This is a genomic window from Fibrobacter sp. UWB4, assembly GCF_002210345.1.
In the GTDB taxonomy this organism is placed as follows: domain Bacteria; phylum Fibrobacterota; class Fibrobacteria; order Fibrobacterales; family Fibrobacteraceae; genus Fibrobacter.
In genome coordinates this window covers 67574-81190 of record NZ_MWQI01000005.1, presented here as the reverse complement: position 1 = coordinate 81190, position 13617 = coordinate 67574, and the positions used below count along the sequence as shown (strand labels likewise).

Sequence of the window (13617 nt, the reverse complement as noted above, 5' to 3'; positions counted from 1 at the left end):
AGGTCTTTTACAAGTTTCAGACAGTCATCGATGCAAACAAGGCAAACGTCAAGCTCGACTTCAAGGAAGCCGCAGCACTAGACCTTGCCGGAGACAAAATGCTTGAGGTAGCAAAGAACATCGCAAAAAGACAAGTCCTTGAACGGCATCATTTAAACCAAAAATAATTTCTAGCCGCAGCAGCAAATAATTAAAAAGGGACTCTTTCGAGTCCCGTTTTTTAGTCACGCTTGAGTGTCTTGTACTTGATCGGCTTCGGATTGTCAGCGTCTTCGCCGAGGCGCTTGCGACGATCAGCTTCGTATTCGCTCCAGTTGCCTTCGAACCACACGACCTTCGAATCACCTTCGTAAGCGAGGATGTGCGTGGCGATACGGTCGAGGAACCAGCGGTCATGCGAGATGATCACGGCGCAGCCTGCGAACTTGAGGATAGCCTGTTCCAAAGCCTGCAATGTTTCGATATCCAAGTCGTTCGTCGGTTCGTCTAGGAACAAGAGGTTGCCCGGCTTCTGCAAGTTCTTTGCCATAAGCACACGGTTACGTTCACCACCGGAGAGCTGCGAGAGCTTTTTCTGCTGGGCGGCACCCGTGAAGTTGAAGAGACCGCAGTAAGCGCGTCCGTTCATCTTGCGGTCGCCCACCAAGATTTCATCATTGCCACCCGTGATGGATTCACAAACCGTCTTGGAATCGTCCAAACTTTCGCGGCCCTGTTCCATGCTGATGATTTCGACAGTTTCGCCAATCTTGAGCGTACCGCCATCGGGCTTTTCCTGGCCCATAATCATCTTGAACAAAGTTGTCTTACCAGCACCGTTCGGACCGATAATGCCCACGATGCCCGAACGCGGCAAGCTGAAGTTCAAATCGTCGAACAGCACCTTTTCGCCAAAGGCCTTCTGCAAATGTTCCGCCTGAATGACGACATCGCCCAAGCGCTTGCCGTTTGCAATGTGGATTTGAGCCACCTTGATCTGTTCCTTGGAATCTTCGGCCAAGAGTTCTTCGTAAGCCTTGAGACGAGCCTTGCTCTTTGCCTGGCGAGCCTTCGGACTCTGCTTGACCCATTCCTGTTCACGAGCGAGGCGCTTCTGACGGTCAGATTCACCCTTTTCTTCGTTCTTCATGCGTTCAAGCTTCTGGTCCAGCCACTGGGCGTAATTGCCTTCCCAAGGAATGCCGCGACCGCGGTCAATTTCCAAAATCCAGTTCGTTACGTTGTCAAGGAAGTAACGGTCATGCGTCACGAGAATCACGGAACCCTTGTATTCGCGGAGGTGGCGTTCGAGCCATGCAACCGTTTCGGCATCCAAGTGGTTCGTCGGTTCGTCAAGGAGCAACAAATCCGGTTCTTCGAGGAGCAAGCGGCAGAGAGCCACGCGGCGCTTTTCACCACCGGAAAGGTTCGTCACCGGCCAATCACCCGGCGGGCAACGGAGAGCATCCATTGCAATTTCAATATTGCGATCGAGGCTCCACAAATCCTGAGCGTCGATAATGTCCTGAAGCTTAGCCTGTTCGTCGAGGAGCTTGTTCATCTCGTCGTCTTCCATCGGTTCAGCAAACTTCATGGAAATTTCGTTGAAGCGGTCGAGCACGGCCTGCTTTTTAGCAACAGCCTGCATCACGTTTTCCTTGACGGTCAAGTTCGGGTCAAGCTGCGGTTCCTGCGGCAAGTAACCTGCGGTGCGGCCCGGTTCAATCCAAGCTTCGCCTTGGAATTCCTTGTCGATACCCGCCATGATGCGGAGAAGCGTTGACTTACCGGCACCGTTCTGGCCGATAATACCAATCTTTGCGCCATAGTAGAAGCTCAAAGAAATGTCCTTCAGCACCTCTTTGTTAGGTGGATAGGACTTGGTCATTTTGTACATGTAGAAAACGAATTTTTCTGCTTTGTTTTGTTCGGCCATATTTTACTCTTTTCGCTTCGAAGATGCGCGGACCTTCGGTCCATTGAGGTATAAGGTTAAAAGTTTTTTCAGGACGAAGTCATCCTGAACGAATGTGAAGGATCCAGTTATTTTTCCTTTTTTTCGTTGTATTCAATATAGAAATATTTTTAGCCTTTCTTTGGGGGCCAGCGCTTTTCAAACGCAATTCGGAAAGATGTCAAGAACCCAGCAATCGTAAGGATACTACAGAAGCATTTTTCAAACAAAGTTCCCAAAAACTGCTGAACAATCCCCACAAAAGCAAGCGGCAGCATCGCCACCAAAAACACCGTAAAGGCAATTCCCCAAAAGCGATTGAATTTCACAGGAATAATTTTCGCCCCCACAAGCGTTATAATCATGCCAATTAGGGTCACCACAATACTTGAAGTAGAAATAGAACAAGCCATTTCATAACTTTCAGTCCGGCCGCCATTCACCCACATATAAGGCAACAAGCCCGCGATTACAGAAATATGGATGAGCACATTTATCCCGCCAACAGCGAGATTTATTAAGCCTGCTTTTTTCAAATCAAATACACTTACTTTATCAAAAATATTCATTTTCAAGACACCCTTTCATAAATCACAACAACACACGCTCTACAACGCCACTCAAGCATTCGCAAGGTATTCCTCGATTTTCGCCTTGACAAAAGCCAAGTCCGGATTCGAGAGAATCGGAATCAGCGCATTGATCTCTTCGACAGGCTTATCCCACCATTTCCACTCGAGCATAAGCGCCGTCAATTCCTCATCGAAACGATTTCGTATAAACTGCGCCGGATTCCCCACCACAATCGTGTAAGGATCCACATCGCTCCCCACAACCGCATTCGCGCCGATGATTGCCCCATCGCCAATATGCACACCCGGCAAAATCACAGCGTTCTGCCCAATCCACACATCGTTTCCAATCACCGTATCGCCCTTGAGCGGCAAATTTTCTTTGGCAGGAGGCTCCATATTCCAGCCTTGCAATGTGTAGAACGGAAAAGTCGAAACCGCGTTCATCTGATGGTTCGCGCCATTCATCACGAACTCCACGCCTGCAGCAATCTGGCTGAACTTTCCGATAATCAACTTATCACCATTCCACGGATACAGATGCGTCACATGACTTTCGAAATCGCTATCGGCAATGTAAGTGAAATCACCCACGACAATCTGCGGATTTTTGAGCGTCGGCTTCACGTAAATTTCCTTGTCGTAGCCCGCAATCGGGTGGACCGTCATCGGATCAGGGAGTATGTTTGACATAGGGACCTCTATTAACAAATATAAGCAAAAATTTAAAACTGATTTTGAGGATCAAGAAACTACCCAATCCTACCCAATCACTACCCAATATAGCGAAAAAGAGCTTTTGATTCTCCATGCCCCCCCCAAAAAACGTCCCCTCTAAGTATCGAATATTGAGAAGTCTTAGTAGACATTGCAGATTTCAATGTATTTCGTATTGAATTAATGGTTGATATTGGAGCTATTATTATGGAAAAACTCGGAAAACAGATTTCGAAAAGGAGAAAGGTACTGGGGCTGTAAAGATTTTTTGATTTTTGAAATTTTATGACAGCAACATGATGTATATTTGAAAAAAAATATCAAGCAGAGAAAAATATGCCATTACTTTCCTTCAAATCTGCAGCACTCAAGATTCTCCAAGAAACAAGACATCCAATGTCTGTCTCTGAAATTTACAAGGCGGCAACAGAACAAAACCTCATTAAGACATCTGGTGAAACACCAGAAGCAACAATGGGAGCCCAAATCTATACAGATATAAAGAAAAATGGAGACAAATCTCCTTTCGTTAAAGTAGGCAAAGGCATTTTCACTGCGGCTACATCATCAAATAAAGAAAAAGCCCCAGAGCAAATTATTCAAGAGTATAACAGAGCTCAAATTGGCGCACTACAAGAGCGCCTACTTAATATAGATCCGTTCATTTTTGAACATCTGATTGGTGATTTACTTGAAAAACTCGGCTACGAAAATGTCGAAGTCACAAAACGCTCCGGAGACGGGGGCATTGATGTCAAAGCGGTTCTAACAGTCTACGGTTTTACAAATGTAAAAACAGCGGTTCAAGTAAAACGTTACGCCAACAATGTTAGTGATAGCGTAGTAAGAGAATTACGTGGAGCAGCAGAAACAGACCAACGAGGATTAATCATTACAACAGCAGATTTCACAAAGGCCGCAAAAGAAGAAGCCGCAGCAAAAAACAAAGTACCTATATCTCTTGTTAATGGAGAAATGCTTCTAGATCTTTTAATCAAATACCATATCGGCATAAAAACAAAAACAACGGAATTGATTTCTATCGATGAAGACTATTTTGATAATCTCGAAAGCGGCGACACACAAATAGAAACGGCCAAAAAGAAAGCTATTTGGCCTCTGCCTGGTGGAATAGACCATTATTACGAATCATTATTAGACATCCTAAACGCATTAAAGGACAAACCTTTATCAAAGGAAGCTCTAATAAAATGGTTTAAAAACCATTTTGAAAATGTAAACAGTGATAAAACCATAACGAGCTACATGAGAAATATTTTTGCCAACCTTGGATTAGCTCAGCTAGTAAACAAATCATTCAAATTAACAAGTACCGCAGAAGAATTACTCAAAGCACCATCTAAGGCAAAAGTTTTTGAAATTATGAAAGACCGAATTTTCGGTATTGAAGAAGCCATGTCCTTAATAGAAAACTCTAGCGAACCGATTTCAGACAAAGACTTATCTAACTATTTCGTTGACAACTACAATGTCGGCTGGACAACAAACGCACAAGCCTCTTTCCGCCTGCTTTGGCTATGGAATCTTGAAAAAATTCAAAGAACCGAAGACGGTAAATACACGAAAAACTGATTTTTATACAGGCGCCCGATGAGTGAAACTATTTTAAAACCAGAAATTATTTCAGTCAAGCAATTACTAGCCATTCCAAATTTGCGGATTCCTGAATACCAGCGTCCGTACAAATGGACGGAAAAAAATGTCAATCAGCTTATTGACGACATTCGCGATAACCTTGACAAATCCGCCTACCGCATCGGAACACTCGTCATCCACAATAACAAGGAAGAAGGAAAACTTGATATTGTCGATGGACAGCAAAGAACAATAACATTATTTCTTCTCGCTATCAAAATATTACCTCTTATCGAAGAAAACAACGACCTGCAAAGACATGTATTCTTACGAGGCGATTCCATCAATAGTTTCAAGCCCCAATCAACGCTTAAGTTTTCCAATGTTATTACTAAGCAAAATATCCAGAAGAATTTCAAGGCTATGGAACGTAGAAAATCTGATTTAGAAAAAGCAGATTTCTTAAAATTCTTCTTTAATCAATGCCAATTCGTGAAAATTGTAATTGACGACGTTTCAGAAGCATTCCAGTTTTTCGATTCTCAAAATGCTCGCGGCAAGGATTTGGAACCGCACGATTTGTTGAAAGCCTATCACTTACGCGAAATGAACAATTCCTCTACGGAACAAGAGCGATTAAATGCCGTAAAGAAATGGGAAAACATGGAACCCAGCGAGTTGTCCAGTTTATTCTCACAATACCTTTATCGCATCAAAAACTGGGGTCGCGATCTATCAGCGCGGTACTTTACGAAAGACGATGTAGACACATTCAAAGGCATCAGCCCAAATCTTGAAGAAGACTTCCCATACACAAAACTTTATCGAATCGCCCATTATTACGTTGACGAATTCAATTCATCTTGCCATTCCAAAATTTTGCATGAATCATTCGATTTTCCATTTCAGATTGATCAGGTAATCATCAATGGGAAACGTTTCTTCGAATATGTATCCCATTACGCCCAAATGCGTGAAGAAATAGAAAGCAACAGATCACATGAAATTCTAAACATTATACATAATTATGATGGATATAACAGGACTGGAGACCGTTATGTACGCAATCTATTCTATTGCGCCCTAATTGACTATATCGATAAATTCGGTCAAAAAAACATCGATCGCATTGTAGAGAAACTGTTTATTTGGGCTTATACACTACGATTAAAGTTGCATAGTGTCGACATTGAATCAATGGACAACTACGCATTAAATTTGGGACATTCACAGATTGCGATGTTTAAAATAATCCGAGACGCAAACAATCCACAGGATATTTTAAATGTAGAATTGGGCACTCTTTCTGATACCAAAGCAACCAAAGAAGAAAAAATTATTGCGAAATTTAAAACATTAGGTTATTATAATGGCTAACAATCTCACACCATTGTCAATCAAGACCCTTTTTGAAGAAGAAAAAATCCGTTACGAGATTCCAATTTATCAACGAGACTATGCTTGGACAGAGCCTCAAATCCGTCAGCTAATTTTAGACATTGCGGACTATGCAAAAGATAAAAGTAATTGCAATTATTACATCGGAACACTAATTGTTTACGAACGTAAGGACGATTACGAAACCATTTATGAAACAATAGACGGCCAGCAAAGACTAACCACATTAAGCATCATTCTAAATCTCTTATACAATAAAAATAAAGATTTAGATTGGTTCCATAATGAATTAGGTTGGTTCCGCGGGAATATATTGTCTTTTGCAAGTCGCCCAAGATCCACAGAATCGCTAAAGCTTCTTTCTAATTTGGATAAGCAATCATACGATAACCCAAACATGAACATCATACAAGGTTATCGTGATGCAGAAAAAGCCTTATCGCAAATTCTAAAAGAAAAGAATCTTAAAGAAAAGGACTTTGTTAAATACTTAGCAAATCAAGTCTACATTTTACGAGTTCCAGTTCCACGCGATACTGACTTGAACCATTATTTTGAAATCATGAACAGCCGTGGAGAACAGCTTGAAAAGCACGAAGTTCTCAAGGCTCAATGTTTAAAAAGCCTCAATGTGAAAGACCGCGTAGCCTTCAATAAAATTTGGGAAGCAGCGGCCAATATGGAACGCTATATTCAATATGGCTTTTCTAAAAACGAGCGCAACGCTATTTTCGGAGGCAATGAAAAAGACGGAAACCTATGGGATGTTCTAGACAACAACCCTGAGCATGTTTACGAGAATCTTCACAACTCAAATGAAGAAAGTGAAAGCGAAGAAAGTCTCGAAGCCATTGCAAAAAATGACGCCAATATCAGCGTAAAAGAAGAAGATAACGAAGATACAAACGTCCGTTTTAACACCGTTATCAATTTCTCAAATTTTCTGCTTCATGTTTTACGCATTCAAACAAAAACAGACATTCCTCTAGACGACAAGCGTTTGCTCGATTTGTTCAAGCCTTACGTAAAATCAGACAACCCTGAGGCAAATCAACAGTTTGTCAAAGAGTTCGGCTATAACCTTCTGAAAATGAAATACCTTTACGACAAGTACATTATCAAACGTGAATTTGTCGGTGGAAGCGATCGATGGAGCTTAAAGCGCGTTCGTATTTACGAAAGCAAAAAAAGAGCTCATTCCGAAGACAAAAAACGTTCTTATTCATATGTCGGAACATTTAGCGATACATCAAATCCCGATATTGAAAGCGAAGAAAATCGCGAAATCATAATGTTACTTTCGATGTTCCACGTTTCCACGCCAACTCTTGTGTATAAGCACTGGCTAAACGGCGCTTTAAAATGGTGTTTTGAACAGTCAGAACCGATTACAGCACAAGCCTACAAAGAATATTTGGAAAAGATGGCTGAAGCGTTCTTACGAGATCGTTTCCTGTCAAAATCACCACTAGATTACTTTGAAATTATTTATAAAAATTCCTGCAATGTTCAAAACATTGACAATAATCAATTATACATAGATGCATTAAACGCAGGAACAGCTGTAGAAAACTTCATTTTCAACTATCTGGATTATTTGCTTTGGCAAAATTTCAGGACCACAAAATCAGCATTTGATGTTATCGGTGACAATGAAAAATTAAGAAATGATTCAAGAATAGCCTCATTTGAATTCACATTCAGAAGTTCTGTGGAACACTATTATCCGCAAAACCCCATTGAAGGTAACGATTACAAAATCAGTAAAGACAATCTTGATTGCTTTGGCAACCTTTGCCTAATCAGCAATTCAAAGAATTCTCGATTGAGCAATTATATGCCTCTCGCCAAAAAAGAACATTATGAGCAAAGCGAAAATCTTGACAGTATCAAGCAACGAATCATGATGGCTTATACCGAATGGGACGAAGGCAAACTGTTAATGGACAAGAATGGAGTAAACGAAATTCAGGACCATTATAAAAAAATGAAAAATGTATTACGTGTAGAAAACAATTCTTAGACCCATTTCAAAATAATGCCCACCGCTCACGAAATTTTAAAATCAGTTTTTGGCTACGATGCATTCCGCCCCATGCAACAGGAAATCATCGAGCATGTCGTATCGCGGAAAGATGCGCTCGTGCTGATGCCGACTGGCGGCGGAAAGTCCATTTGCTACCAGATTCCAGCCTTGCTGTTCAAAGGCATCACGGTCGTTATTTCGCCGTTGATTTCACTGATGAAAGACCAGGTGGATGCGCTGAATGCAAATGGCATTGGTGCAGATGCACTGAACAGCAACAACGAAGAAGGTGAAAACGCGGCCATCCGGCAGCGTTGTAAAGCGGGCCAAACCAAGATTCTATACATCTCGCCGGAGCGTTTGCAGCGAGAAATTCCGTGGATGCAACAGCACTTGAGCGTTTCGCTGTTCGCTATTGACGAGGCGCACTGCATTTCGCAATGGGGACACGACTTCCGTCCAGAATACACGCAGCTCGGCATGCTACACCAAGCGTTCCCGAGCGCAACAATTATGGCGCTGACGGCAACGGCAGACAAGCTCACAAAAGAAGATATTGTCCGGCAGCTGAACCTGCGCGACTTTAGACTTTTCGTGAGTTCGTTCGACCGTCCGAATCTGAGTCTCGATGTGCGGCGCGGTTATTCCGCTTCCGAAAAGCTGAAAGCCATTTTGTCCATCATTTCAAAGCACAAGCACGAATCGGGAATCATCTATTGCCTTTCGCGCAAGAGCACCGAGAAAGTCGCCGAAGATCTCATCAACGCTGGCGTTTACGCGAAAGCTTACCATGCGGGGCTAACCGCCGAAGAACGCAACAATGTGCAAGAGGATTTCATCAACGACAATGTCGATGTCGTGTGCGCGACAATCGCTTTTGGCATGGGCATCGACAAAAGCAACGTCCGTTACGTTATCCATTACAATCTCCCCAAGAGCATCGAGAGTTTTTATCAAGAGATTGGGCGCGCGGGCCGCGACGGCCTCCCCTCCGAAACGGTGCTGTTCTACAATTTCCAGGATATCATCACGCTCCGCAAATTTGTAAACGAAAGCGGCCAACGTGACATCAACTCCGAGAAGCTCGACCGCATGCAGGAATACGCCGAATCGCAGGTTTGCCGTCGTCGCATTTTGCTCAACTACTTCGGCGAAAACAACAATAGCAACTGCGGGAATTGCGACATTTGCAAGCACCCGCCACAGCGTTTCAACGGCACGATTCTCGTGCAAAAGGCGCTCTCGGCCATAAAACGTACCGGCGAGCATATCGGCTTTTCAATGACCGCCGACATCCTCAAGGGAACGCTCAGCGACGAGATTGTCCAGAAGGGTTACGACAAGCTCAAGACTTTCGGTGTCGGCAGCAAGACAACGCTAAAGCATTGGCACGATTACCTTTTGCAAATGCTGCAACTCGGCTACATCGAAATCGCGTACAACGAGAACAACCACCTTAAAATCACCGAGAGCGGTAACGAAGTCCTCTTCGGGAAGAAAACGGCAGAATTAGCCATCGCCGCAAAAATAGAAGCCAAAGAAGACGCAAAGCCGAGAAGCAGCCGCACATCATTCAGTCGCGCGGCATTTTCGCGCACTTCTGCCGGCAGTACACGCACAACCTACGCGCGCTCTTCAGACTCCGACGAAGACAATTCCCTATTCGAAGCTCTGCGAAAAGTCCGCAGGCAAATCGCCGATGAAAACAACTGGCCCGCCTACGTCGTACTTTCTGACCGTACGTTAAAAGACCTCGCCTACAAGGCGCCCATTTCCATAAACGAGCTGCAAGACGTATTCGGCTTTGGCGAAATGAAAATCCGAAAATTCGGGCAGCAATTCGTAGACGCCATCTGCGATTACATGAGGCAATAAAAAATCCCGCAGCATTCTAAACTGCGGGACATTCACTATTAAATTTAACTAGATCCTTCGTCCTTACAGTCCTCAGGATGACGGAGCATCATGCATTCGCTCAGGATGACGCTTCCAGCAACTATCTATTGTTCAGGTAGTTCAGAACCTTGTTCGTCAGGTCGTTTTCCTTTTTCCAGAAGAGGACGGCGCCGGTGGCACGGTCAATGACCATGTCATAGCCTTCCTGGAGCGCGATTTCGTTCACAGCCTTGCGGATGAGCTGGATAATCGGGGCACTCACCTTTTCGTTTTCAGTAATGAGTTCTCCGTTACGGCCATAGACGCGGTCGATGAACGACTTGAGTTCCGTGTCCTTCTTGTTGTATTCGGCTTCAAGTTCGCGTTTCTTTTCGTCCGAAAGCATCAGGACCTGCTTATCGAGCTTTTCCTTGATGGCAGCGAGTTCCTTCTGCAAGAGGTTCGCTTGCTGTTCCCACTTAGCCACCTGACGGTCATATTCTTCCTGAGCCTTCCTGGTGCCCTTGTATCCGTCAAAGATAATCTTTGAATCCACATGGGCAATGCGAAGACCATCCTCGGCAAAGCTTGCACATGCAAAGACTACCGAAAACAAAACGATCAACTTGCGAATCATAGAGCACCTCCAATCAGGTTAGAAAGCCTGACCAATGACAAAGTTGAATTCCATATCGCCGACCTTGGAGTACTGCGTACCATCGTAAGCTTCACCCGGATCGAGCGGCCATGCAAAATCGAAGCCGATAATGCCAAGCATCGGGACTACGACACGGAAACCAAAGCCAATGTCCTTCTTGAGTTTCGTCGGATCCCATTCACTAAACGGATTTTTCTTTGGCTTATCAATTCGGTTATTCGTATCGATACGTTCACCGAACACGTTACCCGCATCAAAGAAGAACGGCAAGAGGTAGAATGTCTGCGGGACAAGGCCAAGCTGGAGTTCAGCACCAACGTACTGGTAGCTGCGTCCCAGGCGGCTGTTACCGATAGAGCCTGCACCATAGCCACGGAGCATGCCATCATAGCCAAGCACACCACCCATTCTATACAGAGTGCGGTGCTGCAACTTGTCGCCAAAGATTACACCGTATTCGTTTGTAAGGGCAATCGTCAAGCGGTCGCGGAAGAGCGGGAACCACCACTTGATGGAGAGATCGGCCTTCACGAATTCAAAGTCACTGCCAAAGGCGGCATTTGCCCACTGCACGTCGAGCACATAGCGGGAACCATCCGTCGGGAACTGCGGCAGGTTCTTGTCGTCACGCTGGATGCGGAAGTTGAACGCAGATTCCTTACCCGTATAGACCACATAGCTATCCTTGATGTTCGGTCCCTGATCGTTCATGAGCCAGCTATACCCTACTTGTCCATAGAAGTAGTCATCCGGCCACTTGAGACGCTTACCAGCAAAGATGCTACCACCGTAACGGGTAATATCCGGATCATCATACTTTTCCATGTTCCACCAAGTGTAGCTGAGGCTTGCACCAAGCGTAATCGGCTTGTCGAGGAACCACGGTTCAGTAAAGCTGATTGTTGCACTCTTCTTGTCAGCACCGTATTCGAGATTCAAAGCAGCCTGCTGGCCATCACCCATGCAGCAGTTCGGGATAGACACGCTTGCCGTACCCACAAAGCCGTCGCTTTCGCTATAAGAAACGCCCAAGCTGAACTGACCAGTACCCGCCTGCTTTTCCTGCACGGCGAATTCGAGGTCCACTTCCTGTTCGCCAACGACCTTGATATCAGGCACGACCATGTCGAAGTAGTTGAGCTGCATGATATCGCGGAAGCTGCGTTCCAATGCAGACTGGCGGTACGTATCGCCCGGATACAGGCGCACTTCGCGGCGGATCACCTTTTCGTTTGTCTTGGTATTGCCACGCACATGCACCTTGTGGATCTGGGCCGGCAATCCCTCATTCATCTTGTAGGTGAGGTTTACGATGGAATCGTTTTCAAAAGTTCTTTCTTCATCGAACTGTGCAAAGAGGTAGCCATCTTCACGGTAAGAATCGAGCAAAGCCTTGCGGGATGCTTCGTAAAGATACTGGTCGAACACTGCTCCGCTATCTAGGCGGAAGACGTAATTGAGCATCATATCGCTCTGGACTTCGTTACCTGTAAAGTGGAGTCCACCCATGTAGTAGCGACGGCCTTCAGTAACGTCGATGTGAACGATAATATCGCTAGAAGTCTTGATGTTATCATACTTATAAAGCGCAGGGATCATGTCCTCGATCATGTAGCGCACGAGGAGCTTGCTTTCGTAAGCGGAGCGCTTCTTGATTTTGAGGAGGGAGTCAATCTTTGGGTTATTCCACTTGCGGTCCGACACCAAGTCGATCCATTCCTTGCGGGCACTCTCGTAACGGATAATGTCATTCAGGAGCTTCCAGGCGTCTTCCTCGTCCTTGACTTGAGGCAAGCGTCTTGCAAGCGGATACTTGTCAGATGCCTTGCGCATGTTTCTGTAATAGTGCGTCACTTCCATCGTCGGCTTGCCCGCCATCTTGTAAAGCGGGTTCGTCGAATCGGACATAGCCTCGTTCAACTGCGTGTAAAGCGGAGCCAACTTTTCTCCAACTGGCACCATGCGTCCAAGGTAGAACAGGCACGTTGAATCCGGCAAGTATTCGGCACGGTAATCATTGAGTTCTGCATCCAAGAAACCGAAATGACGGAATACATTAAGCACGGTATCGCGGTCGGCTTCAAAGACGTTTTCCTTGAATTCGCCGCCGCCCCACCACTGGTTTTCCTTCGAAAGCATGTGGTCCGTGATTTCTTCGACCGGCACGTGATCATTGCCCTTCACTTCAACACCGCGGATACGCACCTTGTTGCCTTCGCGAATCACAAAGGTCACCTTGTTCTGATATTCGTCTACCGGTTCTTCGCGGTAGCCAACTTCGGCAAGGAGGAACCCTTCGGAGCGGTAATGGTCGAGCATGGCCTGACGCGTACGTTCCAACTGCGCCTTGCTATAGACCTGACCTGTAACCATGTGGATTTTCAGGCGGAGATCGTCTTCGGAAACTTCATCGCAACCATCCAAAATGGCAGTGTCAAGAGCCGGGAGTTCCTTGACCTTGAACACCAAGTCCACGTAAGATCCATCGTCACCAACGTAATCCACCCAGGCGGTCACATCATCAAAAAGCCCAGAAGCGTAAAGCGTACTCACCGAATTCTGAACTTTCTCAGAAAGCGACGTCGGAGAATAGCTCTGCCCAGTGCGGATACCGATACGCCCGAGAACCGAACGATCGTCCATGTGATGAGTTCCTTCGACACGAATCTTGTTGATCTTATTCTCAACCATATACTTGTCGGAAATCTGCGACATGTCCAACAGCTGGGCATTCGACATACCAACCAAAGCAAGAACAAATAAAAGCGAACGAGAACGCAGAATAGACCTACCTATATAAGCAGTTTATTTAAATTTTCTGCCCAAAAATACAAAAATTACA

At 45.1% G+C, this 13617-nt stretch carries 9 protein-coding genes; 4 read left to right on the top strand and 5 right to left on the bottom strand.

Annotated features, from left to right (window positions below; genetic code table 11):
• Positions 1-220: 220 nt before the first annotated feature.
• The 3 genes from ettA to B7990_RS09340 all read right to left on the bottom strand — a co-directional run bounded on the left by ettA (position 221) and on the right by B7990_RS09340 (position 3198).
• Positions 221-1915: an energy-dependent translational throttle protein EttA gene (ettA, locus tag B7990_RS09350; protein WP_088640709.1), complete on the bottom strand. Its 1695-nt coding sequence runs from the start codon at positions 1913-1915 to the stop codon at positions 221-223.
• A 149-nt stretch (positions 1916-2064) separates the two neighbouring features.
• On the bottom strand, positions 2065-2502 hold the full coding sequence (locus B7990_RS09345) for a hypothetical protein (protein ID WP_088640708.1): 438 nt from the start codon (positions 2500-2502) through the stop codon (positions 2065-2067).
• A 51-nt stretch (positions 2503-2553) separates the two neighbouring features.
• Positions 2554-3198, bottom strand: a complete 645-nt coding sequence (locus tag B7990_RS09340; protein WP_088640707.1) for a CatB-related O-acetyltransferase — start codon at positions 3196-3198, stop codon at positions 2554-2556.
• Between the two features lie 360 nt (positions 3199-3558).
• On the opposite strand from B7990_RS09340, the gene B7990_RS09335 reads away from it, so the two are divergent.
• Genes B7990_RS09335 through recQ form a run of 4 tightly spaced genes read left to right on the top strand, consistent with a single transcriptional unit; the run spans position 3559 to position 10117 of the window.
• Entirely contained in the window at positions 3559-4815 is a 1257-nt protein-coding gene (locus tag B7990_RS09335) for a restriction endonuclease (RefSeq protein WP_088640706.1), read from the top strand.
• Positions 4816-4833: 18 nt separating this feature from the next.
• A complete protein-coding gene (locus tag B7990_RS09330; RefSeq protein WP_088640705.1) occupies positions 4834-6195 on the top strand; it encodes a DUF262 domain-containing protein in 1362 nt (453 codons plus the stop codon).
• The gene (locus B7990_RS09325) at positions 6188-8239 is read left to right on the top strand and encodes a DUF262 domain-containing protein (protein WP_088640704.1); all 2052 of its coding nucleotides are present in this window, start codon (positions 6188-6190) and stop codon (positions 8237-8239) included. Before B7990_RS09330 ends, B7990_RS09325 begins: the two co-directional genes overlap by 8 nt.
• A 15-nt stretch (positions 8240-8254) precedes the next feature.
• A complete protein-coding gene (recQ, locus tag B7990_RS09320; protein ID WP_088640703.1) occupies positions 8255-10117 on the top strand; it encodes a DNA helicase RecQ in 1863 nt (620 codons plus the stop codon).
• A 121-nt stretch (positions 10118-10238) separates the two neighbouring features.
• Here the strand turns inward: recQ and B7990_RS09315 are convergent, their stop codons facing one another.
• Together B7990_RS09315 and B7990_RS09310 are read right to left on the bottom strand one after the other, a co-directional pair.
• Positions 10239-10754, bottom strand: coding sequence for an OmpH family outer membrane protein (locus B7990_RS09315; RefSeq protein ID WP_088640702.1), 516 nt, complete (start codon positions 10752-10754; stop codon positions 10239-10241).
• Positions 10755-10772: 18 nt separating this feature from the next.
• The gene (locus B7990_RS09310; RefSeq protein ID WP_088640701.1) at positions 10773-13514 is read right to left on the bottom strand and encodes an outer membrane protein assembly factor; all 2742 of its coding nucleotides are present in this window, start codon (positions 13512-13514) and stop codon (positions 10773-10775) included.
• Positions 13515-13617: the final 103 nt, after the last annotated feature.

What these genes read in the sequence shown, in the direction of transcription:
- ettA (WP_088640709.1), bottom strand. Translation starts at nt 1,915, where the DNA reads ATGGCCGAACAAAACAAAGCAGAAAAATTCGTTTTCTACATGTACAAA.
- B7990_RS09345 (WP_088640708.1), bottom strand. Translation starts at nt 2,502, where the DNA reads ATGAATATTTTTGATAAAGTAAGTGTATTTGATTTGAAAAAAGCAGGC.
- B7990_RS09340 (WP_088640707.1), bottom strand. Translation starts at nt 3,198, where the DNA reads ATGTCAAACATACTCCCTGATCCGATGACGGTCCACCCGATTGCGGGC.
- B7990_RS09335 (WP_088640706.1), top strand. Translation starts at nt 3,559, where the DNA reads ATGCCATTACTTTCCTTCAAATCTGCAGCACTCAAGATTCTCCAAGAA.
- B7990_RS09330 (WP_088640705.1), top strand. Translation starts at nt 4,834, where the DNA reads ATGAGTGAAACTATTTTAAAACCAGAAATTATTTCAGTCAAGCAATTA.
- B7990_RS09325 (WP_088640704.1), top strand. Translation starts at nt 6,188, where the DNA reads ATGGCTAACAATCTCACACCATTGTCAATCAAGACCCTTTTTGAAGAA.
- recQ (WP_088640703.1), top strand. Translation starts at nt 8,255, where the DNA reads ATGCCCACCGCTCACGAAATTTTAAAATCAGTTTTTGGCTACGATGCA.
- B7990_RS09315 (WP_088640702.1), bottom strand. Translation starts at nt 10,754, where the DNA reads ATGATTCGCAAGTTGATCGTTTTGTTTTCGGTAGTCTTTGCATGTGCA.
- B7990_RS09310 (WP_088640701.1), bottom strand. Translation starts at nt 13,514, where the DNA reads ATGTCGAATGCCCAGCTGTTGGACATGTCGCAGATTTCCGACAAGTAT.